Below are 24,591 nucleotides of genomic sequence, written 5' to 3'. Positions count from 1 at the left end.
GCGAATGATGTGGAACGATGGCGGTGGTTCACAGGCCGCCAAATTCCACGCTACACTCGCTTCGATCGCGGGGGCGCGACTGGAGACGTTGAATGACCTCCCGCATGCAGTGGGCTGAAAAGAGGTTTCGCGCCTTCTGCTCCGTGACGGTGGTCGCGGCTTTGAGCTTTTCCACATGGACGCCGGCCACCGCGCAGGAAGGCCCGTCCCTGATCCGCGACACCGAGATCGAAGAAATCCTGCATCGCGACGCCGACCCCCTGTTCGAGGCCGCGGGCCTGGATTCCAAGACCGTTCGGATACTGCTCGTCGGCGACAAGTCGCTGAACGCTTTCGCGACCCAGGGCCTGATGATGGGCCTCAATACCGGCCTGATCCTGCAGACCGAAACGCCCAACCAGCTCAAGGGTGTCATCGCCCACGAGACCGGGCATCTGGCCGGCGGGCACCCAATTCGTTCGGCGGAGATGATGCGTGCCGGCCTCAAGCCCATGATCCTGACCATGGGTCTTGGTGTGCTGGCTGCCCTGGCGGGCGCGCCCGACGCGGGCGCGGTGTTGCTGGGCAACGCTTCCTATTTCGGAACCCTCGGCGCGCTGGGCTATAGCCGCGACCAGGAATCACGCGCTGACCAAGCCGCCGCCGGATTCCTGGAAGCCACGGGCCAATCGGGTCGCGGCCTTGTCGAGTTCTTCGACAACTTCCGCTATCAGGAAGTCTTCGATCAGGCCCGGCGTTTCGCCTATTTCCGCAGCCACCCGTTGTCGTCGGAGCGGATCGAGACCCTGCGCAGTAGGGTCGAGCGCCAGTCGCACTACGACGCCGTCGACAGCCCTGCCGACCTGGCTGATCACCAGATCATGCGCGCCAAGCTGGAAGGCTTCCTCAATCCGCAAGTCGCGTTGATGAAGTACAAGGAAACCGACAACAGCTTCCCGGCGCGTTACGCAAGGTCCATTGCCTACTACCAGATGAAGGAGCCCGACCGGGCCCTGAAGCTGATCGAAGGCCTGCTCGTCGACAACGGCGATAATCCCTATCTATGGGAGCTGAAGGGACAGATTCTGTTCGAGTTCAACCGCGTCGAACAGGCCGAGGAACCTCAGCGCCGATCCGTGGCGCTCAAGCCTGACGCACCGCTGCTGCGCATCAATCTTGGCCAGACCCTGATCAGCCAGAAAGAGCCCGCCAAGGTCGAGGAAGGCGTGCGTGAACTCAAACGCGCCCTGCTCAACGATAACGACAACGCCGTGACCTGGCGCCTGCTGGCCCAGGCCTATGACAAGCAGGGCAAGGACGGCGACGCCCGACTGGCCACGGCCGAGCAGTACTTCTCCATGGGCGCGCCCCAGGAAGCCCGGGTCTTCGCCATGCGCGCCCGGGAGCTCCTGACCAAGGACACGCCCGAATGGCGGCGCGCCACCGACATCGTCCTGGCCTCGCGTCCCAGCAACCAGGACCTCAAGGATCTGGCCAAGGAAGGCGCGACCCAGTCCGTCTTCCGCCGCTGATCAAGCACCCCGATTTCGAGAGCCTCATGACCCTGTCCCGCCGCGCCGGCGCCTTAGCCGCTTCGCTCGCCCTGTCGGGCATGCTCTTGGGCGCCTGCGCGCCGGCCAAGGCCGACAAGGAATTCGGCAACAAGGTGCGCGCCTACCTGCTGGAGCATCCCGAAGTGCTGCTGGAAGTCAGCGCCAGGCTGGAACAGAAGCAGGCGGTCAAGACAGCGGAGGCCGGCCGCAAGGCCATCGGCCAGTATCGTCAGGCGATCGAACGAGACCCGCGCGACTTCGTGGCCAATCCCAACGGGTCGGTCACCGTCACCGAGTTCTTCGACTACAAGTGCGGCTATTGCCGGGTAGCCGCCCCCGAGGTGCTCAAGCTGATCGCCGAAAATCCGGACGTACGATTTGTGTTCAAGGATTTCGTGATCTTTGGCCGCGATTCCGAAGCCGCAGCGCGACTGATGCTGGGCGCCAGGGAACAGGGCAAGGCGCTGCAACTGCATCAGGCCCTGATGGCCGGGAAGAGTCTGGACGAGGCCGGTGCCTACCGCATCGCGGCAGGGCTCGGCATCGATGTCGCCAAGGCCCGCGCCGCAGGCGCCTCAGCTGGGGTGACCCAGCATCTGGCCGACACCCATGGCCTGGCCCAGTCGCTGGCCATTGAAGGCACGCCCGCCTTCATCGTCGGCGACACGGTGATCCCCGGCGCGGACATGCAGGCCCTGAAACTGGCCATCGCCAACACCAAGGCGGCGGCGCTCAAGAAGAGCTAGATTAGCCCCGCCAGCGGCGAGCTGGGATCGGCGTACATCCGCTTGGGCATCCGGCCGGCGAGATAGGCCTCCCGGCCGGCGATAACCGCATGCTTCATCGCTCGCGCCATGCGGATCGGATCCTTGGCCTCGGCGATGGCGGTGTTCATCAGGATGGCGTCGCAGCCCAACTCCATGCCGATTGCGGCGTCGGAGGCCGTGCCAACCCCGGCGTCGACCAGGACCGGCACGCCGGCGTTCTCGATGATGATTCGCAGGTTGACCCGGTTCTGGATGCCGAGACCCGAGCCGATCGGCGCGCCCAGTGGCATGATCGCCACGGCGCCAGCCTCTTCCAGCTTGCGGCAATAGACCGGATCGTCAGAGCAATAGACCATCACCTGGAAGCCCTCGGCGACCAGCAGCTTCAGCGACCGCAGGGTCTCTTCCATGTCGGGATAGAGGGTCTTGGGATCGGACAGCACTTCGAGCTTCACCAGATCCCAGCCGCCGGCCTCGCGGGCAAGGCGCAGCGTCCGCACGGCATCCTCGCCGGTAAAACAGCCCGCTGTGTTCGGCAGATAGGTGAAGCGGTCCTGCTTGATGTAGTCGACCAGCAGCGGCTGGGTGGGATCGGTCAGATTTACGCGGCGCACGGCCACGGTGACGATCTCGGCTCCGGCCGCATCGGCGGCGGCGGCATTGGTCGCATAGTCCTTGTACTTGCCCGTGCCGACAATCAGGCGCGAGGTAAAGGTGCGGCCGGCGACGGTCCAGCTATCGTCGGACGTCAGGGCGGAGTCGGGGGAAACATGCGCGTTCATGCGGCTGGTTTACGCCCCGTCAGGCGCGGTTTCAAACCTCGAGGTCAGCCACCACCGATAAATGTAACGATCTCGATGCGGTCACCATCGGTCAGCGCCGTTTCGGCGTAGGTGGACCGCGGCACGATCTCCAGATTGCGTTCTACGGCCACCTTTCGCGAGTCGAGGCCTAGCGCGGCAACCAGATCGGCGACGCTGGAAACCTCGGAGATCTCCCGCTCGTCTCCATTCAGAAAAAGCTTCATCTCACCTCCTGAGCGAGCGCTGCTTGTGACCCGGCGGAACCGGCTATACAAGACCTTCGGAATCGACGGCGGAGCCGAATGGTAAACCCGATCCATGTGCTGAGCGGCCCCAATCTCAACCTGTTGGGAACGCGTGAGCCCGAGATCTACGGCAAGGACACGCTGGACGATGTCCGGGCGCGTTGCGATGCGCGTGCGGCTTTGCATGGCCATTCAGTGGTCTTCCGGCAATCCAACCATGAAGGCCAGCTCATCGACTGGGTTCAGGAGGCGCGTGTGTCTGCCTCCGCCCTGATCATCAACCCGGCAGGCTACGGCCACACCTCGATCGCCTTGTTGGACGCGCTCAAGACCTTGAGCGTTCCGGTGATCGAGTGCCACCTGTCCAACCCGGCGGCGCGGGAGGAATTCCGTCGCCATACGTATGTCTCGCTGGCGGCCACGGGGATCGTATCCGGTTTCGGCGCGGCGAGTTATGAACTGGCGATCGAGGCCGCTATCGGCCTGATCGGCGCGAACTAGGTCCTGCCCGCCGGCGTTCAGTCGCCGCGAGCCAAGAGAACAAGGTAGCTTCAATGTCCAATCCCAAGGCTTCCGCCGATCCGGTCGAGACTCCGTCGATCGACGCCCGCCTGGTCCGCAAACTGGCGGACATCCTGAAGGACACCGGCCTGAGCGAGATCGAGGTCGAGCATGCCGGCCTCAAGATCCGCGTGGCCCGCGAACTGACCGTGGCCGCCACTGCCACCACCTATGTTCAGGCCCCTCAGGCCTATGCGCCCCAGGCCGCGCCGGCGCTGGCGCCGGCCGCCGCGCCGGTCGCTGAAGCCGCCGCCCCGACCGCCCGCGCTGCTGGCGATCTGGTGAAGTCGCCGATGGTCGGCACGGTCTACATGTCGTCCCAGCCGGGCGCAGACGCCTTCATCAAGGTCGGCGACACTGTCGCTGCGGGCCAGACGCTGCTGATCGTCGAAGCGATGAAGACGATGAATCCCATCTCGGCCCCCAAGGCCGGCAAGGTCGTCGAGATTCTCGTCGGCGACGCTCAGCCGGTCGAGTTCGGCGAGCCCCTCGTCGTCATCGAGTAACGATCATGTTTGACAAGATCCTGATCGCGAACCGGGGCGAGATCGCGCTCCGGGTTCACCGCGCCTGCAAGGAAATGGGCATCGCTACCGTGGCGGTCCACTCCGAGGCTGACTCCAACTCGATGTGGGTGCGCCTGGCCGACGAGAGCGTCTGCATCGGCCCCGCCCCCGCCGCCAAGAGCTACCTGAACATCCCGTCGATTATCGCCGCGTGCGAGATCACCGGAGCCCAGGCGGTTCACCCCGGCTACGGTTTCCTGTCGGAAAACGCCCGCTTCGCCGAAATCGTCGGCGCTCACGGCTTCACCTTCATCGGCCCCAAGCCCGAGCATATCCGGCTGATGGGCGACAAGATCACCGCCAAGCAGGCCGTCAAGGACGCGGGCATTCCGGTGGTTCCCGGTTCGGATGGCGGCCTCGCCACCGAGGAAGAGGCTTTCGCGGCCGCCGACATCATCGGCTTTCCTGTCCTCATCAAGGCTGCCTCCGGCGGCGGCGGTCGCGGCATGAAGGTCGCCCAGACGCGCGAGGACCTGGCCGAGGCGGTCTCGACCGCCCGCGCCGAAGCCCGCGCCGCGTTCGGCGACGACACGGTCTATATGGAGCGTTACCTCCAGAAGCCGCGCCACATCGAGATCCAGGTCATCGCCGATAGCCACGGCAATGTCGTGCACCTGGGCGAGCGCGATTGCTCGCTGCAGCGCCGCCACCAGAAGGTGCTGGAAGAGGCCCCCTCGCCCGCCCTCGGCGCGGCCGATCGCGCCAAGATCGGCAAGATCGTCGTCGATGCGGTCAAGGCCATCGGCTATCTCGGCGTCGGCACCATCGAGTTCCTGTGGGAAAATGGCGAGTTCTTCTTCATCGAGATGAACACCCGCCTGCAGGTCGAACACCCGGTCACTGAAGCCATCACCGGCATTGACCTGGTGCGTGAGCAGATTCGCATCGCTGCCGGTCTGCCGCTGTCCTTCACCCAGGCCGAAGTGGTTTTCGAAGGCCACGCCATCGAGTGCCGGATCAACGCCGAGAACGCGCGAACCTTCACGCCCTCCCCCGGCACGATCACCGACTTCCACGCTCCGGGCGGACTGGGCGTTCGCCTGGATTCGGCGATCTACACCGGCTATGCGATCCCGCCTTACTATGACAGCCTGATCGGCAAGCTGATCGTCCACGGCCGCGACCGTCAGGAGTGCATCGCACGCTTGAAGCGTTGCCTGGGCGAGATGGTCGTCGGTGGCATCGAGACCACGATCCCGCTGTTCCAGGACCTGCTGGTTCAGCCCGACATCCTGGCCGGCGACTACGACATCCATTGGCTCGAGCGCTGGATCAAGGCGCAGGGCTAGGGCTGGCGGGGCGCGCATGGACGCCTTCACGGTCGATGATCTGATCCGTTGTTATGAGCGTGGCGTCTTTCCGATGGCCGATGCGCGTCATGACGAGAGCATCTTCCTGATCGATCCCGAGCGACGGGGGGTGTTGCCGCTGGATAGCGCGCACATTCCCCGTAGGCTCGCGCGCACCGTTCGCTCAGACGTCTTTCAGGTTCGCATCGACAGCGCCTTCGATGCTGTGGTTGAGGCCTGCGCGACGTCCCGCCCTGGCAGGCTGGAAACCTGGATCAATGCACCGATCCAGCAGCTGTATGGCGAACTTTTCGCACGCGGCTTTGCCCATTCCGTCGAGTGCTGGCGAGACGGCCAGATGGTTGGCGGCCTCTATGGCGTGTCGCTGGGCGCAGCGTTCTTCGGCGAGAGCATGTTCTCCACCGAGCGCGACGCCAGCAAAGTAGCGCTGGCCCATCTGGTGGCGCGACTAAAGTTCGGCGACTATCGGCTGCTCGACACTCAGTTCATCACCGATCATCTGCTGCAGTTTGGCGCGGTCGAGATCTCGCGAGCCGACTACAGGCGGCGTCTCGTCAAGGCCTGGCCGGCCCAGGCCGATTTCTACCGCTTCTCGGCCGGCGCGACCGGCGTTGACGTCTTGCAGGCGATCAACCAGGCGTCATAGACCGGATGCTGCAACGGGTTCATGCCCGGCGAATTGGCGTACATCCAGCCCTTGTAGACCTGCCGTCCGGGAGGGGCGACCCGTCCGGCCACCGCTTTAGGCTGGGTGTCGACCATCACATAGGCCGTCGATTCCGGTGCGACCTCGTCCGAAGCCGAAGTTTCGCAAGCCCGGACGGTGAAGATCAGGGTCTTGTAGCGAATGGGCTGACCGACGGGCGCTTCGAAGCGCATCGTTTCGGTCGTCACCTTGTCCAGCGCCTGGATGATGGCGACTGACGAGCGGCTGCGCTTGGCGGGCTCAGCAGGTTTGGCGGGTGTGACCACCTTCGTGGAGGCGGGTTTGGCGACCGGTTGCTGGACCTGGGGATCAGGCTGCGGCACTGGAACGGCCACGCGCGGCTGGGGCGCATCCGGGGTCGGCGCGACCGGAGCCGTCGGCGCTTGCGGGGCAATCGGCGCGCTCGACTGACGCGCGGATGCTACGCCGACCATCGCCAGGCCGATGGCCAGCACTGACGCGCTAAGGATCGCTCCGCGCCGCATCGGGCCTATTCCGGCTTCCAGGGCTGATAGTCACTGGTCGCCACAGCGCGCTGGCCACCGCGGGTCAGTGAGCCCTTAGGACGCCAAGCGTGAACCGTGCCGGTAAGGTTGGGGATATGATCCTTTTCCCAGCTGCGGCGGGGCAGAGGATTGGTGGTCGGCGGCTCGTCGAACGTATAGTGCAGCCAGCCGCTCCACTCTGCCGGAACCTTCGAGGCCTCGGCGTAGCCGTCATAGATCACCCAGCGGCGCTTGTGAGCGTCATAGCTGTCGCTGGTGTCGCGGGCTTCAAAGTATCGGTTGCCAAAATCGTCCATGCCCACGAACACGCCGCGACGGCCAATGTGGAACCGCTGACCCAGGGTCGCGCCGTTCCACCACGTGAAGATCGCTTTCAGCACTACGTTTGCACCCGAATTTGCAAGGACTTCCATGTCGCGGCGAACGCGACGAAGCGGCCGGACTATAGGGCGGCCAGCCCGTAGCGTCCAGCATCTGACCGGGGCGCTGAAATTCAACATCTTGTGGACCGTATGGCCAGCGCCCCCAACATCTATTGAAGGGCGTCTGCCTGCGATCTAGATTAGGTCTCTCTTGGCGCCCAGCCGCGGAATCGCCCATGCGTAGTCAGTCCGGATATGTCGATCAGCCCTTCCGGGCGGAACGACGCGACCTTGAGCGCAGCAACGCGATCGTCGAGGTCCTGGCCCCGTCGACTTGGACCGATGCGCGAGTTGAGGCGTGGCTGGACTGGGCCGGCGAGCCGATCGATCTCGACGCTCCGCTGGGCGGCGGTCCCGCCCGATATGCCGACCGCCTGGCCAAGCTCGGGCTGGCCAAGGGTCTGCTCGCGGACGCGGCCGACGCAGGGGCATTCCGAGACGCGCTGCTGGCGACGATGCTGAACGGCGTCGCCACGCCGACCAAGGCGGTTCAGACACTGGACCTCTTGCCCGACATCGCGGAAATCGAGTTCCGACAGGTTGCTGAAGATGAACTGGGTCGCCGGCGAAGCCATGCGCTGTCCCGCAAGGCCGCCGCCCGTCTGGACGCCGCCCTCGCCCAGGTGGGCGACTCTGTCCAACGTTGCCAAGGCGACGCTCGGGCTTGCGCAGATCCGCGCAAGAACAGCGCCTTGGCGCGCGCCGCCCGTCGCGCCCGGGATCTCGGCGCCGATGACCGGATGATTTCGGACGCCATTGCGCTCGTCGGCGCGCCCCGGACCCCCCTGGTCGACAGCATCCCTCAGCCAGCGACCCTCATGGTCGCTTCGGGTTTGCGGGCAACGGTCTCGGCCGGAGACGATAATGCCAGCTTCGCCGCCCAGGTTGGCTGGGAAACCAGCGCCCTGACCCTGACCTTGTCGCCGGAAGACGCCGAGTCTCTGTCGAGGGGCGCGGCCTTGGGCGCGGCCATTGACGCCTCCGCCTTTCAGTCAGACGAAGCCTTCGACATTCAGGGCTTCACCTATGCCGTGCACATCTGGGCGACCGCGCTGGAGATCGAGCGCGGTGATCGCCCTGCCGTGCTTGGCCTGGCCGGCGTCGGCGACTGGCTGCTGGCCCGGGGCCTTTCGCTGGCCAGCAGCGATGGCAGGGACGGCGCTGCGGCGCTGTGGGCCCTCACCGTCGGCTCGGCCCTGGCCGCCAGCGCCGAAGCCGCTGCAAGTCTTGGGGCTGAGTCTGCCTTCGCTCAGGATCGGCAAATCGTTCTGCGCAGCCTGGCCGAACGACGAGTGCGCGCCGCCGCGCTCCGCTCGCCGCTGGCCTCGGAAGCCGCCACGGCCCTGGCCATGGCCCATGGCCTGGCCAAGAAGCACGGCCTTAGGTCATGCGCCCTGGTTGCCGCCTTCGAGGATCCGGAAGCCGCCCTGCGGCTTGGCGGTAGACCGATGGGCTGGGCCGGCGTCGCCGCGCCCGTGTCGGCGGTCCAGACGGCCGATGGGCTCCTGGTGCCCTCATTCAGCGCTGCGGCGTTCGACTGCCTCTCTGGCGCGAAGGCCGAGATCGATGCCGCCCGCCGCCATGCGCTGGGCCATGGGTCGCTGATCGATTCGCCCGCCATCGATCATGGCATCCTGCAAGCCCGAGGCTTCACGGCCCACGAAATCGAACAGGTCGAGGACGTGCTACGCTCGGCCGGCGGCCTGCGACAGGCTTTCGCGCCGGCGGTTGTCGGCGCGGGCTTCCTCGGCGATGTGCTGGGCGCACCCACACGAGCTCTCGCCCAAGCCGATTTCGATACCTTGGCCTTTGCCGGCTTCTCGCCCGCAGAAATCCTCGCCGCCGAACACCATGCGCTCGGAACCGGCCTGCTCTCCGATTGCCAGGCCCTTAGCGCCGATGTCCGGGCCGTGTTTCTTTCGGCAGAAGCGCCGGTCCTGGCCGACCGCCTGGCCATGGTCGCCGCTGTAGAGACTTTCGCCTGCCTGCCGGTGGCTGTTGTCCTGCACCTGCCGTTCGACGCCCGTCCGGTTGATGGCGCCCGGCTCCAGGCTTCCGCCGCCCGGGTCGGGGTGCGCGCCTTGCGTCTGAACCGCGCCGATCCGCCGGCGGGCTTCCGCCTCGACCTACCCGAAGAGCCCGTCGAGGCGCCGCGCCAGCCGGCGCGAGACCCGGTGATTACCGAGCGGATCGTCGAGAAGATCGTCGAGCGCGACCGCTCGCGTCGCAAACTGCCGGATCGTCGTAAGGGCTACATCCAGAAGGCGGCCGTCGGCGGCCACAAGGTCTATCTGCACACCGGCGAATACGATGACGGCGAGGTCGGCGAGATTTTCATCGACATGCACAAGGAGGGCGCCGCCTTCCGCAGCTTGATGAATAACTTCGCCATCGCGGTGTCGCTGGGCCTGCAGCACGGTGTGCCGTTGGACGAGTTCGTAGACGCCTTCGTCTTTACCCGCTTCGAGCCTGCCGGGCCGGTGACGGGCAACGACTCGATCAAGTCGGCGACATCGATCCTCGACTACGTGTTCCGCGAACTGGGGGTTTCGTATCTGGGCCGCGACGATCTGGCCAATGCCGATCCGCAGGAGTTCAATGCCGACGGCCTGGGCCACGGCAAGGCCGATGCGCCCGACCTTGAGTCCGAGCCCCTGCCCGCCAGCAAGTTCATCTCCAAAGGCTTCTCGCGCGGCGCGGCGACAGACAATCTGGTGTTCCTGCCGTTCGGCGGTCGCAAGGCCCAGGAGACCGGACGCGCCGCCAGCAGCGAAGCCGACTTCTGCCCGGCGTGTGGCGATATCGCCTTGACCCAGCGCGGCGCCATCACCGTCTGCGACAGCTGTGGGGCGCAGTCCCACCGTTCGGAACCCGCCACCTGAGCTTGTTCGTCTGGCCTTAAACTTCCGGCGTCATGCTGCTTGCGCCGATACTCGCCAGGATGCGTCTGAAGATGACCCCGATCGCCCGCCTCGCCGCCCTGGCGCTCAGCGCTGCCACCTTGTCCGTCGCCGCGCCGGCCGTGGCGCAGAATCCCAGCCAGATCGCCAAGGTCCGGGCTGGCGCCAGCTGCCCCGGCTGCAATCTCTTCCAGGCCGACCTGTCGAACCTCACCTTGCGCGGCGTCAATCTGTCGAAGGCGCGTCTGCGCCAGGCCGATCTTTCCACCGTGGTTATGAACCGCGCCAGCTTCGCCGGCGGCGACCTGCGTGACGTCAACGCCTATGGCGGCGTGTTCGGCGGCGCCAGCTTCGCCCGGGCCGATCTGACCCATGCCAGCTTCGTGGGGGCCTTCCTCGAAGGCGCCAATTTCGCCGGCGCCAATCTGAGCGGCGTGAATTTTTCGGGCGCGGAAATGGACCGCGCCAAAGGCCTGTCCCAGGGCCAGCTGAACCGGGCCTGCGGCGACGATTCCACCCGTTTGCCGCGTGGGCTTTCCATCCCCGGTTGCCGTTAAGTTGCTGTCATTACCGCGATTTAAGTGGCGCCGGGGCGCTCGGGGCCCCAAATCGTAACTCATGCAGTCGCGTATTGGCTGGTAGGAGATTTCGATGTCCGGCATGGGCGTTTCACTCGCGGTTCTGACGCTGGCCCTCACGGCCCTGGCCGGACAGGCCCAGGCCGGTCCCGAGGACAAGGACGTCGCCCGTCTGGTGTCGTTCGGCGGCATGTGCGTCAGCTGCGAGCTGTCGGGCCGCAAGCTGACCGGCGCCAAGTTCAGCGGCGCCAATTTCGCCAAGGCCATCCTGATCGGCTCTGACCTGCGCGGCGCGGCCTTCTACGGCTCCAACTTCCAGGGCGCCGACCTGACCCGGTCGGACATGCGCGGCGCCGAGATGCGCGGCGCGAACTTCCAGAACGCCATTTTCAGCGATGCCCGCATGTCCGGCATCGAGAGCAGCGGCGCCAATTTCCAGAACGCCAGCCTGCTGCGGGCCGATCTGTCGTCGTCCGAGCTGAACGCCGCCAACATGATCGGGGCCAACCTCAACAAGGCCAACCTCAGCCACGCCGAGCTGGGCGGCGCCAATCTGGCCAACGTCAACGGCCGCGACGCCACCTTCCGCAACGCCGAGCTCAACGCCGCCAATCTGTCGGGCGGCCGCTTCGACGGTGCCGACTTCCGCAACGCCGAGTTCACGGGCGCCGCCCTGCGCGGGGCCACTTTCAACGGCGCCGACTTCCGGGGCGCCGACCTCTCGAACGCCATGCTGGGCGGAGCCGATCTGTCGGGCGCCAAGGGTCTGGACCAGGCCCAGCTGGACGAGACCTGCGGCGACGGCTCCACCCGCCTGCCCCGCGGCCTGTCGCTGCGGACCTGCCATGGCGACCCCCGCCAGATCCGGGTGATCGTCGACTTCAAGCGCGCCCAGGCCGAGGCCGCCCGCGCCCAGGCCGAGGCCGAGAAGGCCGCATCCGCCTGGGCCGCGCCCCGTCCGCCGAAGCCGCCGGCGCCGCCCAAGCCCCCGAAATACTAGGCTCTACGCGACCCTGAAAACTTCAAAGGCCCCGGTCGCGAGACCGGGGCCTTTTTCTATTCGCTCTACACCTTGATGGGCGGGGCCGAGCGGATGTGCAGTTCCTTGTACTGGCGCTCCGCGGCCTCGGCCGGGGCGTTCATCAGCAGGTCCTGGCCCTGCTGGTTCAGCGGGAAGGCGATGACCTCGCGGATAGCGACCTGCTCGGCCAGCAGCATGACGATCCGGTCGATGCCGGGGGCCAGACCGCCGTGCGGCGGGGCCCCGAAGCGGAAGGCGTTCAGCATGCCGCCAAACTGCTCTTCCACCACCTCGGCGCCATAGCCGGCCACTTCGAAGGCCTTGAGCATGATCTCGGGCTTGTGATTGCGGATCGCGCCCGAGCACAGCTCATAGCCGTTGCAGACGATGTCGTACTGATAGGCGCGGATGGTCAGCGGATCCTGGGTCTCCAGGGCCTCCAGACCGCCCTGCGGCATCGAGAACGGGTTGTGCGAGAAGTCGACGCGCTTTTCGTCCTCGTTCCACTCGAACATCGGGAAGTCGACGATCCAGCAGAACTTGAACTGGTTCTCGTCCACCAGCTTCAGCTCGGTGCCGACGCGGGTGCGGGCCAGGCCGGCGAACTTGGCGAACACGGCCGGATCGCCGGCCACGAAGAAGGCGGCGTCGCCCTTGCCCAGGCCCACCGACTCCATCAGCGCCTGCGTCGGCTCGCCCAGGTTCTTGGCGATCGGGCCGCCCCAGGCACCCAGGTCCTCGGACCAGAACACATAGCCCAGGCCCGGCTGGCCTTCGCCCTGGGCCCAGCTGTTCATGCGGTCGCAGAACGCCCGCGAACCACCAGTCGGCGCGGGGATGGCCCACACCCGGTTCTTCGGATCAGCGCCGAGGATCTTGGCGAACAGGCCAAAGCCGCCGTCGCGGAAGTGCTCGGAGACGTCGGCCATCTTGATCGGGTTGCGGGTGTCGGGCTTGTCGCTGCCGTACCACTTCATCGACTGGGCATAGGTCAGGCGCTCGAAGCCGGCATGCTCCAGCGTGGCGCCGAAATCGTTGGTGAACGTGTGGGTGCCCGAGATCGGCGACACCGGCTTGCCGCCCGAGAACTCCTCGAACACGCCGTGCATCACCGGCTCGATGGCCGCGAACACGTCTTCTTGCGTCACGAAGCTCATCTCGATGTCGAGCTGGTAGAATTCCAGCGACCGGTCGGCGCGCAGGTCTTCGTCGCGGAAGCAGGGGGCGATCTGGAAATAGCGGTCGAAGCCGGAAACCATCAGCAGCTGCTTGAACTGCTGCGGGGCCTGGGGCAGCGCATAGAACTTGCCCGGGTGCAGACGCGACGGCACCAGGAAGTCGCGCGCGCCTTCCGGCGACGAGGCCGTCAGGATCGGGGTCTGGTATTCCAGGAAGCCCTGCTCGACCATGCGGTGACGGATCGAGTGGATCACCCTTGAGCGCAGCACGATGTTCTTGTGCAGGGTCTCGCGGCGCAGATCCAGATAGCGGTGCTTGAGGCGGATTTCCTCGGGATAGTCCGGCTCGCCAAACACCGGCAGCGGCAGCTCGGCGGCTTCCGACAGCACTTCCACGGCGGTGACGTGGATCTCGATCGCGCCGGTCGGCAGGTTGGGGTTCACGGCCGCCGCGTCGCGGGCCAGCACCTTGCCGTCCACCTTGATCACGCTCTCGGCGCGCAGGCGCTCGACGATGTCAAAGCCCGGGGTCTCGGGGTGCAGCACCAGCTGGGTCAGGCCGTAATGGTCACGCAGGTCGATGAAGACCAGGCCGCCGTGGTCGCGCTTGCGGTGGATCCAGCCCGACACGCGGACATTGGCGTCGGTGTCGCTAGCCCGAAGGGCGCCGCAGGTGTGGGTGCGGTAGGCGTGCATCGTGGTCATGACAAAGTCTTCGAAAATCGCGGGAACGCGTTGATTTGCAAGGCGCGGAAAGGCGCATGGGGGGGCGTGGATGTCAAGGATTCTGCAGCTCAGATCCTCCCCCTGAAGGGGGAGGTGGTCCGAAGGACCGGAGGGGGAAGGATGGCTGACGCGCCGCATCACTTCCCCCTCCGTCGTCCCTGCGGGCCGACACCTCCCCCGCTGGGGGGAGGATTTGCAGGCACAGCTTCACACCCCCGCGCTTTCGCTGCGATGGCGATGGAAAGGGTCGCGGAGCGTCCGGACCACGTCCGGAATTGAATAGAAGTAACCGTTTCGACGAAGCCGAGCGCTCCGCGTCATCGTTTTCCGCCAGCCTCCCGTCGGGTGGCCCTCTTAAGGCCTTAACGGGACCCGGATATCGCCGTTTCCAGCGCGTTCCGGCGGTCGAAGAGGACGGGCTTTCAGCCAGACACGCCCTGTTGCCTTCAACCACGCCGACGGCGGGCGGGTCTGGCCAGCAACCAGATCCCCGGACCGGTCGAGTATCCCCCTCGACCCCAGCCCCGCTCGATCACCCCCCGCCGCCGCAATGGTCGCTGGCCTTGCGCCCTTTCCTCGCGACGAGGTGGGTACAGAATACGGGAGGTTTCAGCGCGTCGGATAAGTTTGCTGAACGCCCGCGCAAGTCCCCGTTCTTTCCCTTCTCCCCTTGCGGGAGAAGGTGTCAGCCGCAGGCTGACGGATGAGGGGGCGCGCCAACCTCAAAGCCTTGCCCCGCAAGGCGGGGCGTTCATCCCGAAAGGTCTATCGACCCCTCATCCGGCGCTGCGCGCCACCTTCTCCCGCAAGGGGAGAAGGATCACTTATCCCCATCCCCATCGGGGGACGGCGCGCTCGCAATCCCCGTGGTGGGGCCCGTGCTCGCCCCCGCCTCCCGCATCCGGTAGGCCATCACCGCCGTAACGCCCAGCCACTCGACCAGCCGCCAGTTGACGATGGCCCCGACCGGCGCGCCGACCACGGGCAGCAGCTGGGCCAGCTTGGCCAGGTCGATATGGTCGCGATACTGCTGCTGGAAGGCCCGCCAGTCGAAGGCCTCCAGCGTGTCGGGACGCTCAGCCCCCCACCTTTCTGGGCGCCGCGCGTCCCAGTCGTCCATGGCCGCCAGTACCCGGGCCCGATGGCCGGCGTCCGAAAAGGCCAGCTCGAAGATGTGCAGGATGTAGAGCCGCTCATCCAGGTCGGTCCCGTCATGGCCGAAGATGGCGGCGATCTCGAACAGCAGCTTGATCTTGAAGCTCATCAGCAGCGGGAAATCGGCCGCCGCCGCCAGAAAGCCCCCGGCCCCGGTGATCCCGCCCTCGACGCTGGCGGTCTTCTTCCAGCCGTCGATGGCGGCGGCGGCTTTCGCGCGCTTCTCGTCCAGGGTCAGGCCGTGCTGGGGCGAGCCGGTGGCGAAGTCGGCCCCGGTCAGGATGCCCCGCGTCAGCCCCTCCATGGCCGTGGTGATCGCGGCGTGGACCTTTTCGGGGATGATCTGGTTGATCCTGACCTGCGCCTTGCGCGCGAGGCCGCCTAGGGGCCCGGCGGGCTTGGTCATGGCGGCGCGCCAGGCGGCGAGGTCGGGGGGTGGGTGTTGCATGGGTTAGATATACTAGCCCCCATACCCTCCGTCATTCCCGCCCTTGTGGCGGGAACCCCTGTTTCAGCTGGCACGTGAGGCGCAAGCGAAGTGCGCGCGCACTTCGCCCCTTCTGCACCTGCGGCGGCGCGAGGGGTTCCCGCCACAAGGGCGGGAATGACGGGAGTGTGTTGTTCCTGTATTGGTCCGAAAACGGGGAGCAGCCGCCATGGTCCCACGCGAAGCCTGGATCGCGGTCTACATGATGACCGACCACTATCGGGGGACGCTCTACACCGGCGTTACGGGCCAGTTCTTCACGCGCATTGGCCAGCATCGGGAAGGCCAATTGCCCGGCTTCACCCGGCAATATGGTCTCAAGCGCCTGGTCTGGTACGAAATCCACGACGTGATGACCGAGGCGATCCAGCGCGAAACCTCGATCAAGCGGTGGCCGCGCCAGTGGAAAATCAACCTGATCGAACGCGACAATCCTTGTTGGGATGATCTCTATGCCGCCGTCTTTGAATGGACCCCGGTTCCCAGGCAGGTTTGAGCACTGCCCCCTCCACCGTCATTCCCGCCCTTGTGGCGGGAACCTCTCTATCCGCCGCAGGTGCGGGAGGGGCGAAGTGCGCGCGCACTTCGCTTGCGCCTCACGTGCAAGCTGAAACAGGGGTTCCCGCCACAAGGGCGGGAATGACGGGAGTATTTGGAAGGTTAGACTGCCCCCATGACCGACGCCCAACGCCTGACCCTGGTCCGCGCCCTGCACACGGTGATCTATGTCGTGATGGCCGGCGCCAGCCTCGTCGTCCTCTATGCCGGGATCACCGGCGCGCACGGCCCCTGGCTGTGGGGGGCGGCCGCGCTGGTCGCCGTCGAGAGCGTGGTCTTCGCCGCCTTCGGCCTCAAATGCCCCCTGACCGCCATCGCCGTGAAGTACGGCGCGAGCAAGGACGGCGCCTACGACACCTTCCTGCCGGAGCGGATCACCCGCTGGACGTTCGCGGTGTTCGGGCCGGTGATCTTGCTGGGGTTTGGGTTGTTGGCAGTGCGGTGGGGATTCTGAACGGCTTCATCCACATTTGCTCATCTCCATCCCCACTTTCCCTGCCCCGCCCCGCTCGCGCTTCCGCCGCACCCGGCCTATATCCAGCACACCCAGTAACCACGCCGGACGCCGCCGACTTGTCCCGTCAGTTCAGACTGCCGCTGCACAGCCCGCCGTCGTTCGCGCGGGAGCACTTCGCGGCCTCGCCGACCAACGCCCAGGCGATCGCGGCGATCGACGCCTGGCCGCGCTGGGGCGACGGGCGGCTGGCCCTGATCGGGGCCGCCGGCGCGGGCAAGACCCATCTGGCGCGCGACTGGGCCCTGAAGGCCAACGCCGTGGTGGTCGAGGCCGCCAATCCCCTTGCAGCCCCGCTGGACCTGGCCGCCCTGCGCGGCCGCGCCGTGCTGGTCGATGACGCCGACCGGCGGGCGCAGGGCGGCCATCTGGACGACGAGGACCTGTTTCACCTGATCAACATGGCCGGGGTCGACGGCGGCACCCTGCTGCTGACCGGTCGGCTGGCGCCCGTGGCCTGGGACTGCGCGGTGCCCGATCTGCGCTCGCGGCTTAACGCCACCGCCGTGGCCCGCATCGACGAGCCTGACGACATCGTGCTGGAGGCCGTGCTGCGCCGGGCCTTCGCGGCGCGGGCCATGACCCCGGCCGCCGACGTCTATCCCTACCTGCTGCGCCGCATCCCCCGCTCGTCGCTGGAGGCCATCGCGGCGGTCGACCAGCTGGACGAGGCGGCGTCGGCGGAGGGGCGGGCGATTACCCGGGTGCTGGCCGGCGAGGTGCTGGCGTTTGAGGGGGATGAGGGGGAGGACTGAGGGCCCTTCTCTTCAAAACGGCTGTCATCCCGGACGAGCGCGCAGCGTGAAGATCCGGGACCGACGCCTGAGCTCAGCGCGTCCGGCGGTCCCGGATCTGCGCCCGGCGTTCGCCGGACTTGTCCGGGATGACAGGCTTGGTTTGCAAGGGGCTCCAGTGTCTTGCCCCCGTCACGTCCCACGTTCACCATGTGAGAACCCCGTTCGCCTATGGTTCCCCGCATGCCCAACGCCGCGCCCCTGCCGACCCCCGTCACTGAAGCCGACACGGCCTGCCGCCTGGACAAGGCGCTGCTGGCCTCGCCCGAGCGGTTCATCAATCGCGAACTGTCGTGGCTGGCCTTCAACGAACGCGTGCTGGAAGAGAGCGCCAATCGGCGCCATCCGTTGCTGGAGCGCCTGAGGTTCCTGTCGATCTCGGCCAACAATCTCGACGAATTTTACATGGTGCGGGTGGCCGGCCTGAAGGGCCAGGTGCGCGAGGGCGTGCGGGTGGTCAGCCAGGACGGCCTGACGCCCGGCGAGCAGCTGACGCGGATCAACGCCTCAGCCTTCGACCTGATGGTCGATCAGCAGAAGATCTGGCGCGACGTGCGCGCCGAGCTGTGGGGCGAGGGCCTCAAGCTTCTGGACGCCAAGGACATCGAGGGCGACGACAAGGTCAAGGCCGAGGAGCTGTTCCTGACCCGGATGTTCCCGGTGCTGACGCCCCTGGCCATCGACCCGGCCCACCCGTTTCCGTTCATTCCCAATCTGGGCTTCTGCCTGGCGCTGAAGCTGCGCCGCATCGCCGACGACAAGCACCTGTACGCCCTGGTGCCGGTGCCCAGCCAGGTGCAGCGGTTCTGGGAAATCGGCTCGGTCACCACGCGCGGCAAGAAGCGCGAGCGACGGATCGTGGCGCTGGAGAGCTTCATCATCCTGTTCCTGGGCCACCTGTTCCCGGGCTATGAGGTGGAGGGCCGCGGCCTGTTCCGCCTGATCCGCGACAGCGACCTGGAAATCGAGGAAGAGGCCGAAGACCTGGTGCGCGAGTTCGAGGCGCGCCTGAAGAAGCGTCGCCTGGGCCAGGTGGTGCGGGTCAAGATCCAGACCTCCATGCCCCAGGACCTGCGCGACTTCATCGTCGAGGGCCTGCGCGCCGAGCCCGACGACGTCATCCTGGTGGACGGCAAGCTGGGCCTGGCCCAGATGGACGAGCTGATCCCGCCTGATCGCCCGGACCTGAAGTTCAAGCCCTATAACGCCCGCTTCCCCGAGCGCGTGCGGGACCACGGCGGCGACTGTTTTGCGGCGATCCGCGAGAAGGACATCCTGGTTCACCACCCCTTCGAGAGCTTCGATGTGGTGGTGCAGTTCCTGCGTCAGGCGGCGCGCGATCCCAATGTGCTGGCGATCAAGCAGACCCTGTACCGCACCTCCAAGGACAGCCCGATCGTGGCGGCCCTGATCGAGGCGGCCGACAACGGCAAGAACGTCACGGCCCTGGTCGAGATCAAGGCGCGCTTTGACGAGGAGAACAACCTCAAATGGGCCCGCGATCTGGAACGCGCGGGCGTCCACGTGGTGTTCGGCTTTGTCGACTGGAAGACCCACGCCAAGCTGTCGGTGGTGGTGCGCCGCGAGGGCGAGGCCCTGCGTACCTATTGCCACTTCGGCACCGGCAACTATCACCCGCAGACGGCGCGGGTTTATACCGATCTTTCCTTGTTTACGTGCGACGGCCCGCTGGGCCGTGACGGCGGCAAGCTGTTCAACTTCATCACCGGCTACGCCCAGCCGCATGGGCTGGAAAAGCTGAGCTTCTCGCCTGAGACGCTCAAGCCCGACCTGCTGAAGATGATCAGCCTCGAGGCCGCCAATGCGCGGGCCGGCAAGCCCGCCGGCATCTGGGCCAAGATGAACTCGGTGGTCGATCCCCAGATCATCGACGCCCTCTATGCCGCCAGCCAGGCCGGGGTGATGATCAATCTGGTGGTGCGCGGAATCTGCTGCCTGCGGCCGGGCGTGAAGGGGCTGTCGGAGAATATCCGGGTCAAAAGCATCGTCGGACGGTTCCTGGAGCACGCCCGGATCGTCGCCTTCGCCAACGGCGCCGACCTGCCCGGCCCGCAGACGCGCCTGTTCATCAGTTCGGCCGACTGGATGCCGCGCAACCTCGACCGCCGCGTGGAAACCCTGGTGCCGGTCGAGAACCCCACCGTGCATCAGCAGGTACTGGACCAGATCATGGTCGCCAACCTCAATGACGAGGCCCAGAGCTGGAACCTCAACAGCGATGGCGGCTACACGCGCGATCCGGCCTGGGACAAGAAGGGCGCCTTCTCGGCCCACGACTATTTCATGACCAATCCCAGCCTGTCGGGCCGCGGCCAAAAGGTGAAGGATCTGCCGATGGCCTTCGACCATGTGGGCCCGCGAAAAGGCAAGGGTTGAGGCGTCTCGCCGCTCTGACGGTCCCGGCGGTCCTGGCCCTGTCTGGCTGTGGTCCCGGTCAGGCGGAGCAGGCGCAGATCTGCGCCATCCTGGCCCAGCCTGGCGTGCCCGGCGTCGACCGGATCGGCGACGGCGCGGCCCTGGCCCCGGTCGATCGGCAACTTCAGGCCAAGGGCCGAATCTATGGTCCCGGCCTGCGTCTGGGCCAGATCCGCTCGTGGGGGTCCTGCCCGAAATACGCGCCGACCGTCGAGATGCTGCTGCTGAACGGCAACCACGCCGCGACCAAGGGCGGCGTGCGGACCAACGGCGCGCAGAAGACTTTCGGCACCTGCTTCTACGTAAGAACCGAAACCCGCTGGCGCTTGCTCGCGTGCCGGATTAATGGCGCGTCCTGACGTCCCGCGCGATTTTCGTCCGGCCCCGCTTTCTCCCGCGTCTCAATAGGCTAAACCAAGCTCATGCCTTTCCCGGCGCCGCGCGACGCGGCCGTGATCGATATCGGATCCAACTCGGTGCGCCTCGTGGTGTACCGGCTGGAAGGCCGCGCCATCTGGACGGTGTTCAACGAAAAGGTGCTGGCGGGCCTGGGCCGTGATCTGGGCGACAACGGCCGGCTGTCGCCCGACGGCGTGCTGCAGACCCTGGCGGCCCTGAAACGCTTTCGGGCCGTGCTTGAGGCGGTGGCCCCGGCCGAGACCTTCGTGGTCGCCACTGCGGCCGCTCGCGAGGCCAGCGACGGCCCCGCCTTCGTGGCTCGGGTCAAGGCCGAGACCGGCCTGATTGTTCGGGTGTTGAGCGGCGAGGAAGAAGCCCGCTACGCCGCCCTGGGCGTGCTGGCCGGCGCCCCTCAGGCCACTGGCGTGGTGGGCGATCTGGGCGGCGCCAGCCTGGAGCTGATCCGACTGGAAAGCACCGGAGCGGGCCTGGGCGTCACCCTGCCCCTGGGCCCCTTCAGCCTGGGCCTGTCGGAAGGCTTCGACGCCGACCGGGTGCGCCGTCTATGCGCCCAGCGGCTGGCCCCGGTGACCAGCGCCTTCCGGACCGACAACTTCCACGCCGTCGGCGGCGCCTGGCGCAACCTGGCCCTGCTGCACATGCGGATGTCGGGCTATCCGCTGCACGTCGTGCACCAGTACGAGATCAGCGCCAGCGAGGCGCTTGAAGCCGCGCGCCTGGTCTCGCACCAGTCGAAGAGCTCGCTGGAGCGCATCGAGGGCATGAGCAAGAAGCGCTCGGAGACCCTGCCCTACGCCGCCGTGGTGCTGGAAAGCCTGATCGAGAGCCTTGGCGTCAAGCGCATCGAGATCTCGGCCTTTGGCGTGCGCGAGGGCCTGCTGTTCGAGGCCATGCCGCCGCGCACCCGAGGCCTGGACCCGCTGATCGAGGGCTGCGCCTCGCTGGGCGCCCGCCAGGGCGTCGCCGACGAGTTGGGCGCAGGCCTGCAGGCCTGGATCGCCCCGGCTTTCACCAGCCTGCCGCCGCTGTTCGACGAGGGCCGCGACGCGGTGCTGATGTCGGCCGCCTGCCGTCTGGCCGACCTGGGTGCGCGCCTGCACCCCGACCATCGCGCCGACCTGGTGTTCGAACAGGTGCTGCGCGCGCCGATCGCCGGCCAGGGCCATGACGAGCGCGCCTTCCTGGCCACGGCAGCCTATGCCCGTCATGCCAGTACCTTCGACCCGCCCGAGCTGGACGTGCTGGCGCGCCTGCTGACCCCGGCTCGCCTCAAGCGCGCCAGGGCCCTGGGCGCGGCGATCCGGCTGGGCTGCGACCTGTCGGGCCGCAGCGCGCCCCTGCTGGCCCGCTCGCGCCTGACCATCGACAAGACCCAGCTGATCCTGACGGCCGAGCCTGGCTATGCCGACCTGCTGCTGGGCGAACAGACTAGCAAGCGAGCCGGCACGGCGGCCCATCTTTTGGGCCTTAAACTGAAGATCTCGACATCCTAAACAAGGTGTTGATCAGTAGTTGACGTGCTTAATGCAGTCTAAACATACCCAATTTGATCGTGAGGCAGGATGACGCAATCATAGCGCCGCCTGTTGAGCACATTTTGTTAGCTTGATTTCTCTACTGTGCCTTGAAACACATAGGGAGGCCCAGTGATGCTGCAGCGTAAAGTGGACTATCTGGACGCCATCGCGCAGAACCCGCGCCAGCGCCCTGCTCTTCGCCTTGCCAATGAAAACGATGCGCCGGTCCAGAGCGCCGCGCACAGCCTCCAGCACGAGATTGCACGCGTCTTCGCCCAGGAAACAACCTGGTCCGTCCGTCGCACCGTGGCGATCGGCATCATCTTTCACCTTGGCGTCTTCTGCGCCCTGGGCCTCGCGGCCGGCGGCGCGATCCTGCCCCACTAGGACGTTATTCGGCGAAGTGGCTCACACTTCGCCGAACACGCCCTTAGTGTCGCAGAGCTGACGTGGCGTCGGAAAATCCGGCCGCGCCCGTCAGGCGGCCATAGATCTGGCAAAGCGCCAGGAAAACAGAATCCCAGCCGTGCCGCTCCTCGGCCCGACGCCTGGCGGCTTGACCAAGCGCCTCGCAGCCGCGCGCAAACACGGACTCCACCGCCTCGGCCATGGCGCGCGCCTCCGATGCGGCAGCAAGTTCGCCCACCGAGGCGTCGACCGATTCAGCCACTCCGCCTGACGCGACGCCGATGACAGGCAGTCCGCAGGCCATCGCCTCCAGGACGACCAGGCCGAACGGTTCGTTGTCGTTGGCGTGCACGAAGGCGTCGCAGCCCGCCAGTATAGCCGCCAAGGCCTGTGGATCGCGCTGATAGTCCATACAGATAACGCGATCACTGGCCGGCGCGCCGCTTCCCGCGCCGATCAACAGCAGCACATAGGGATCGCCGAGCCGTTCGACGGCCTCCACCAGCACGTCCAGCCGCTTTTCCCGCGCGGGCCGTCCGGCGAACACCAGGATTTTGTGGTCGGGCCTCAGACCCAGAGATTCGCGCAAGCCTGCGCGGTCGCCGCGCCCGGGATGGAAGATATCCACATCCACGCCCAGGGGCAGGCCGATGGCGTTGGTGACGCCGGCCTCGATCAGCCGGCCGGCGATGAAGCGGCTCGGCGCGACGGCTTGGTCGAACTGACCATAGATCGCCGCCCAGCGCTTTTGCACCGGCTTCTCAGCCCATTCGCCGATATGCAGCGCCGCCAGCGCGCCCAGGTCGGTGTGACAGAACCCCACCACCGGTACTCCCAGGGCGTCACCGGCCCGCAATGCGGCCAAGCCGGGTGTATAGGGATCACCGGCCTCGATAATACTCGGCCTCTGGCGGATCAGCCGCTCCATCCAGGCCTGCTTGACGACGGGCCACCGGTATCCGTCACCAAACGGCAAGGGCGCGGCATAGATCGACACGCGGCCCTGTCCGTCATGAGCATCCCGCGCGCCGGGAACAACCAGGGTGTGGTGCACTGACGGTCTGTTGGCGGCCAGCCAGGCTCGCTTCGTGTTGAGATATCGGCGCACGCCGCCGCTCCGCGGTGCGTAGAGCATGGTCGTGTCCACCAGGCGAACGGCCTGTCCTGTCGCTGGCGCGCCATCCGCAAGGCGGCGAAAGCCGAACGGTTGATCCGATCTCAAGTCCACCACGCCGAATCCTTATCGCTAACCAGACCATGACATTCGGCCTCGGAACGATAAAGGTTTCGCGACAGCTAGGGTTCCTCGCTGCCCTGCGGCGGTTTTATGCCGACACCGCGACGGCCCAGCGCCTCCCGTAGCAAGGTTTCGACCTGGGCGTTCACACTGCGCAACTCGGCGGCGGCCAGTCGCTCCACGGCGGTCAGCACCTCGGGGCGTACGCGCATCAGAAACGCGCGCCGTCCGCCCTTCCCGTTCTCGCTAGGATCGCTGGCCACGCCCTAGCCGTACAGCGTGCCGGTGTTGAGCACGGGCTGAGCCTCGCGGTCGGCGCACAACACCACCAGCAGATTGGACACCATCGCGGCCTTACGTTCGTCATCCAGTTTGACGACCCCGCGTTCGCTGAGTTGATTGAGCGCCGTTTCGACCATGCCCACAGCGCCGGCCACGATCGTGCGCCGGGCGGCCAGCACGGCTTCGGCCTGCTGACGCTTCAGCATGGAACCGGCAATCTCCGGGGCATAGGCCAGGTGCATGAGATGCGCCTCGTCGATGGCGACGCCGGCAACGGCGATACGGGCCTGAAGGTCAGCCTGAAGCTTGGCGCCCACCTCCTCGGCGTCGGCGCGCAGGGTGGGCTCGCCCTCCTCCGCGTGATCATAGGCGTAGAGCGAGGCCACCTCACGCAACCCCGTTTCGATCTGGATGTTCACAAAGGCCACATAGTCATCGACATCGAACAGCGCCTGGGCCGAATCCGCCACGCGCCAGACGATGTTGGCCGCGATCTCGATCGGATTGCCACGCTTGTCGTTGACCTTCAGCATCTCGCTGGTGACGTTGCGCACCCGCAGGCTGATCTTCTTGCGTCCGTACCAGGGCAAGACCCAGCGAAGCCCTGTCGTGCGGTCGGTGCCGACATAGGCGCCGAATACCGTCAGCACATAGGCCTCGTTCGGCTGCATGGAATAGAAGCCGCCACTGACCAACGCGGCCAGGATGACCAGCAAGGCGCCGAGCGCGTTGTAGCCAGCGCCGTAGGTGTCGGCGTTGATAAAGGCCCAGATCCCGGCTCCGATCAGGAGCGGAAGCGCCAGAAGCGGCAGACCTCCGCCGGCCCCGCCGCGAATACGCTCGACCGACCGATTGATGGTGTGGACTTCCGACATCGTCGCGCTCCCGGCTTGATATGAAAGTGATATCACTTTGATCGCTCTTGGCAAGGTGAAGCGGGACCGCGTAAGCCCAAGGCTGGC

General features: G+C 66.5%; 25 protein-coding genes. 16 read left to right on the top strand and 9 right to left on the bottom strand.

Features of this window, described 5'->3' with window-relative positions; genetic code table 11:
• Positions 1-92 precede the first annotated feature (92 nt).
• Both ACN2C8_RS08810 and ACN2C8_RS08805 read left to right on the top strand, forming a co-directional pair.
• On the top strand, positions 93-1,511 hold the full coding sequence (locus ACN2C8_RS08810; RefSeq protein WP_419255548.1) for a M48 family metalloprotease: 1,419 nt from the start codon (positions 93-95) through the stop codon (positions 1,509-1,511).
• Between the two features lie 26 nt (positions 1,512-1,537).
• Positions 1,538-2,278 (top strand): DsbA family protein, encoded by a 741-nt coding sequence (locus ACN2C8_RS08805; RefSeq protein ID WP_419255546.1) that lies wholly within the window; start codon positions 1,538-1,540, stop codon positions 2,276-2,278.
• Here ACN2C8_RS08805 and ACN2C8_RS08800 read toward each other — a convergent pair.
• Both ACN2C8_RS08800 and thiS read right to left on the bottom strand, forming a co-directional pair.
• Positions 2,275-3,081: a thiazole synthase gene (locus ACN2C8_RS08800; RefSeq protein ID WP_419255544.1), complete on the bottom strand. Its 807-nt coding sequence runs from the start codon at positions 3,079-3,081 to the stop codon at positions 2,275-2,277. The genes ACN2C8_RS08805 and ACN2C8_RS08800 overlap by 4 nt on opposite strands.
• A 44-nt stretch (positions 3,082-3,125) precedes the next feature.
• The gene (gene thiS, locus ACN2C8_RS08795; RefSeq protein WP_419255542.1) at positions 3,126-3,326 is read right to left on the bottom strand and encodes a sulfur carrier protein ThiS; all 201 of its coding nucleotides are present in this window, start codon (positions 3,324-3,326) and stop codon (positions 3,126-3,128) included.
• 78 nt (positions 3,327-3,404) lie between these two features.
• On the opposite strand from thiS, the gene ACN2C8_RS08790 reads away from it, so the two are divergent.
• From ACN2C8_RS08790 to aat, 4 genes are read left to right on the top strand one after another with little or no spacing between them, the layout of a single operon-like run.
• A complete protein-coding gene (locus tag ACN2C8_RS08790; protein ID WP_419255540.1) occupies positions 3,405-3,848 on the top strand; it encodes a type II 3-dehydroquinate dehydratase in 444 nt (147 codons plus the stop codon).
• Positions 3,849-3,901: 53 nt separating this feature from the next.
• Positions 3,902-4,414, top strand: coding sequence for an acetyl-CoA carboxylase biotin carboxyl carrier protein (accB, locus tag ACN2C8_RS08785; RefSeq protein WP_419255538.1), 513 nt, complete (start codon positions 3,902-3,904; stop codon positions 4,412-4,414).
• 5 nt (positions 4,415-4,419) lie between these two features.
• Positions 4,420-5,763 (top strand): acetyl-CoA carboxylase biotin carboxylase subunit, encoded by a 1,344-nt coding sequence (gene accC / locus ACN2C8_RS08780; RefSeq protein WP_419255537.1) that lies wholly within the window; start codon positions 4,420-4,422, stop codon positions 5,761-5,763.
• A 16-nt stretch (positions 5,764-5,779) separates the two neighbouring features.
• Complete coding sequence (gene aat / locus ACN2C8_RS08775) at positions 5,780-6,430, top strand: leucyl/phenylalanyl-tRNA--protein transferase (protein WP_419255535.1); 651 nt, start codon at positions 5,780-5,782, stop codon at positions 6,428-6,430.
• Here aat and ACN2C8_RS08770 read toward each other — a convergent pair.
• Both ACN2C8_RS08770 and ACN2C8_RS08765 read right to left on the bottom strand, forming a co-directional pair.
• On the bottom strand, positions 6,367-6,975 hold the full coding sequence (locus ACN2C8_RS08770; protein ID WP_419255533.1) for a DUF2155 domain-containing protein: 609 nt from the start codon (positions 6,973-6,975) through the stop codon (positions 6,367-6,369). The genes aat and ACN2C8_RS08770 overlap by 64 nt on opposite strands.
• 5 nt (positions 6,976-6,980) lie before the next feature.
• Positions 6,981-7,376: an NADH:ubiquinone oxidoreductase subunit NDUFA12 gene (locus tag ACN2C8_RS08765; RefSeq protein ID WP_419255531.1), complete on the bottom strand. Its 396-nt coding sequence runs from the start codon at positions 7,374-7,376 to the stop codon at positions 6,981-6,983.
• 218 nt (positions 7,377-7,594) lie between these two features.
• Between ACN2C8_RS08765 and ACN2C8_RS08760 the strand changes: the two genes are divergently transcribed.
• From ACN2C8_RS08760 to ACN2C8_RS08750, 3 genes are all read left to right on the top strand, one after another.
• The gene (locus ACN2C8_RS08760; protein WP_419255529.1) at positions 7,595-10,300 is read left to right on the top strand and encodes a ribonucleotide reductase; all 2,706 of its coding nucleotides are present in this window, start codon (positions 7,595-7,597) and stop codon (positions 10,298-10,300) included.
• A gap of 71 nt (positions 10,301-10,371) precedes the next feature.
• The gene (locus ACN2C8_RS08755; protein WP_419255527.1) at positions 10,372-10,875 is read left to right on the top strand and encodes a pentapeptide repeat-containing protein; all 504 of its coding nucleotides are present in this window, start codon (positions 10,372-10,374) and stop codon (positions 10,873-10,875) included.
• 103 nt (positions 10,876-10,978) lie between these two features.
• Positions 10,979-11,896 (top strand): pentapeptide repeat-containing protein, encoded by a 918-nt coding sequence (locus ACN2C8_RS08750; RefSeq protein ID WP_419262238.1) that lies wholly within the window; start codon positions 10,979-10,981, stop codon positions 11,894-11,896.
• Positions 11,897-11,961: 65 nt separating this feature from the next.
• Here ACN2C8_RS08750 and aspS read toward each other — a convergent pair whose 3' ends face one another.
• Together aspS and ACN2C8_RS08740 are read right to left on the bottom strand one after the other, a co-directional pair.
• Entirely contained in the window at positions 11,962-13,800 is a 1,839-nt protein-coding gene (gene aspS, locus ACN2C8_RS08745; protein ID WP_419255523.1) for an aspartate--tRNA ligase, read from the bottom strand.
• Positions 13,801-14,641: 841 nt separating this feature from the next.
• Entirely contained in the window at positions 14,642-15,424 is a 783-nt protein-coding gene (locus tag ACN2C8_RS08740) for an EcsC family protein (RefSeq protein ID WP_419255521.1), read from the bottom strand.
• Between the two features lie 208 nt (positions 15,425-15,632).
• Between ACN2C8_RS08740 and ACN2C8_RS08735 the strand changes: the two genes are divergently transcribed.
• The 7 genes from ACN2C8_RS08735 to ACN2C8_RS08705 all read left to right on the top strand — a co-directional run bounded on the left by ACN2C8_RS08735 (position 15,633) and on the right by ACN2C8_RS08705 (position 22,089).
• Complete coding sequence (locus ACN2C8_RS08735) at positions 15,633-15,959, top strand: GIY-YIG nuclease family protein (RefSeq protein WP_419255519.1); 327 nt, start codon at positions 15,633-15,635, stop codon at positions 15,957-15,959.
• Positions 15,960-16,136: 177 nt separating this feature from the next.
• Positions 16,137-16,475: a hypothetical protein gene (locus ACN2C8_RS08730; RefSeq protein WP_419255517.1), complete on the top strand. Its 339-nt coding sequence runs from the start codon at positions 16,137-16,139 to the stop codon at positions 16,473-16,475.
• A gap of 119 nt (positions 16,476-16,594) precedes the next feature.
• On the top strand, positions 16,595-17,290 hold the full coding sequence (locus ACN2C8_RS08725) for a chromosomal replication initiator DnaA (protein ID WP_419255515.1): 696 nt from the start codon (positions 16,595-16,597) through the stop codon (positions 17,288-17,290).
• 222 nt (positions 17,291-17,512) lie between these two features.
• Positions 17,513-19,726, top strand: coding sequence for an RNA degradosome polyphosphate kinase (locus ACN2C8_RS08720; protein WP_419255513.1), 2,214 nt, complete (start codon positions 17,513-17,515; stop codon positions 19,724-19,726).
• Positions 19,723-20,124 (top strand): hypothetical protein, encoded by a 402-nt coding sequence (locus tag ACN2C8_RS08715; protein WP_419255511.1) that lies wholly within the window; start codon positions 19,723-19,725, stop codon positions 20,122-20,124. Before ACN2C8_RS08720 ends, ACN2C8_RS08715 begins: the two co-directional genes overlap by 4 nt.
• A gap of 63 nt (positions 20,125-20,187) precedes the next feature.
• On the top strand, positions 20,188-21,678 hold the full coding sequence (locus tag ACN2C8_RS08710) for a Ppx/GppA family phosphatase (protein WP_419255509.1): 1,491 nt from the start codon (positions 20,188-20,190) through the stop codon (positions 21,676-21,678).
• A gap of 156 nt (positions 21,679-21,834) precedes the next feature.
• Positions 21,835-22,089, top strand: coding sequence for a hypothetical protein (locus ACN2C8_RS08705; protein WP_419255507.1), 255 nt, complete (start codon positions 21,835-21,837; stop codon positions 22,087-22,089).
• Between the two features lie 43 nt (positions 22,090-22,132).
• Here the strand turns inward: ACN2C8_RS08705 and ACN2C8_RS08700 are convergent, their stop codons facing one another.
• The 3 genes from ACN2C8_RS08700 to ACN2C8_RS08690 form a co-directional block, all read right to left on the bottom strand.
• On the bottom strand, positions 22,133-23,332 hold the full coding sequence (locus ACN2C8_RS08700) for a glycosyltransferase family 4 protein (RefSeq protein ID WP_419255849.1): 1,200 nt from the start codon (positions 23,330-23,332) through the stop codon (positions 22,133-22,135).
• Between the two features lie 74 nt (positions 23,333-23,406).
• Positions 23,407-23,559 carry a hypothetical protein gene (locus ACN2C8_RS08695; RefSeq protein ID WP_419255505.1) on the bottom strand — a complete coding sequence of 51 codons (153 nt, stop codon included), beginning with the start codon at positions 23,557-23,559 and terminating at the stop codon, positions 23,407-23,409.
• 54 nt (positions 23,560-23,613) lie between these two features.
• A complete protein-coding gene (locus ACN2C8_RS08690) occupies positions 23,614-24,504 on the bottom strand; it encodes an SPFH domain-containing protein (RefSeq protein ID WP_419255503.1) in 891 nt (296 codons plus the stop codon).
• Positions 24,505-24,591: the final 87 nt, after the last annotated feature.

This window comes from Caulobacter sp. ErkDOM-C (assembly GCF_048541825.1).
Classification (GTDB): domain Bacteria; phylum Pseudomonadota; class Alphaproteobacteria; order Caulobacterales; family Caulobacteraceae; genus Caulobacter.
This window is presented reverse-complemented; position numbering and strand designations above follow the sequence as displayed.

What these genes read in the sequence shown, in the direction of transcription:
- ACN2C8_RS08770 (WP_419255533.1), bottom strand. Translation starts at nt 6,975, where the DNA reads ATGCGGCGCGGAGCGATCCTTAGCGCGTCAGTGCTGGCCATCGGCCTG.
- aspS (WP_419255523.1), bottom strand. Translation starts at nt 13,800, where the DNA reads ATGACCACGATGCACGCCTACCGCACCCACACCTGCGGCGCCCTTCGG.
- ACN2C8_RS08805 (WP_419255546.1), top strand. Translation starts at nt 1,538, where the DNA reads ATGACCCTGTCCCGCCGCGCCGGCGCCTTAGCCGCTTCGCTCGCCCTG.
- ACN2C8_RS08695 (WP_419255505.1), bottom strand. Translation starts at nt 23,559, where the DNA reads ATGCGCGTACGCCCCGAGGTGCTGACCGCCGTGGAGCGACTGGCCGCC.
- ACN2C8_RS08755 (WP_419255527.1), top strand. Translation starts at nt 10,372, where the DNA reads ATGACCCCGATCGCCCGCCTCGCCGCCCTGGCGCTCAGCGCTGCCACC.
- ACN2C8_RS08735 (WP_419255519.1), top strand. Translation starts at nt 15,633, where the DNA reads ATGGTCCCACGCGAAGCCTGGATCGCGGTCTACATGATGACCGACCAC.
- ACN2C8_RS08710 (WP_419255509.1), top strand. Translation starts at nt 20,188, where the DNA reads ATGCCTTTCCCGGCGCCGCGCGACGCGGCCGTGATCGATATCGGATCC.
- accC (WP_419255537.1), top strand. Translation starts at nt 4,420, where the DNA reads ATGTTTGACAAGATCCTGATCGCGAACCGGGGCGAGATCGCGCTCCGG.
- thiS (WP_419255542.1), bottom strand. Translation starts at nt 3,326, where the DNA reads ATGAAGCTTTTTCTGAATGGAGACGAGCGGGAGATCTCCGAGGTTTCC.
- ACN2C8_RS08800 (WP_419255544.1), bottom strand. Translation starts at nt 3,081, where the DNA reads ATGAACGCGCATGTTTCCCCCGACTCCGCCCTGACGTCCGACGATAGC.
- ACN2C8_RS08760 (WP_419255529.1), top strand. Translation starts at nt 7,595, where the DNA reads ATGCGTAGTCAGTCCGGATATGTCGATCAGCCCTTCCGGGCGGAACGA.
- ACN2C8_RS08705 (WP_419255507.1), top strand. Translation starts at nt 21,835, where the DNA reads ATGCTGCAGCGTAAAGTGGACTATCTGGACGCCATCGCGCAGAACCCG.
- ACN2C8_RS08750 (WP_419262238.1), top strand. Translation starts at nt 10,979, where the DNA reads ATGGGCGTTTCACTCGCGGTTCTGACGCTGGCCCTCACGGCCCTGGCC.
- aat (WP_419255535.1), top strand. Translation starts at nt 5,780, where the DNA reads ATGGACGCCTTCACGGTCGATGATCTGATCCGTTGTTATGAGCGTGGC.
- ACN2C8_RS08740 (WP_419255521.1), bottom strand. Translation starts at nt 15,424, where the DNA reads ATGCAACACCCACCCCCCGACCTCGCCGCCTGGCGCGCCGCCATGACC.
- ACN2C8_RS08790 (WP_419255540.1), top strand. Translation starts at nt 3,405, where the DNA reads ATGGTAAACCCGATCCATGTGCTGAGCGGCCCCAATCTCAACCTGTTG.
- accB (WP_419255538.1), top strand. Translation starts at nt 3,902, where the DNA reads ATGTCCAATCCCAAGGCTTCCGCCGATCCGGTCGAGACTCCGTCGATC.
- ACN2C8_RS08720 (WP_419255513.1), top strand. Translation starts at nt 17,513, where the DNA reads ATGCCCAACGCCGCGCCCCTGCCGACCCCCGTCACTGAAGCCGACACG.
- ACN2C8_RS08730 (WP_419255517.1), top strand. Translation starts at nt 16,137, where the DNA reads ATGACCGACGCCCAACGCCTGACCCTGGTCCGCGCCCTGCACACGGTG.
- ACN2C8_RS08810 (WP_419255548.1), top strand. Translation starts at nt 93, where the DNA reads ATGACCTCCCGCATGCAGTGGGCTGAAAAGAGGTTTCGCGCCTTCTGC.
- ACN2C8_RS08690 (WP_419255503.1), bottom strand. Translation starts at nt 24,504, where the DNA reads ATGTCGGAAGTCCACACCATCAATCGGTCGGTCGAGCGTATTCGCGGC.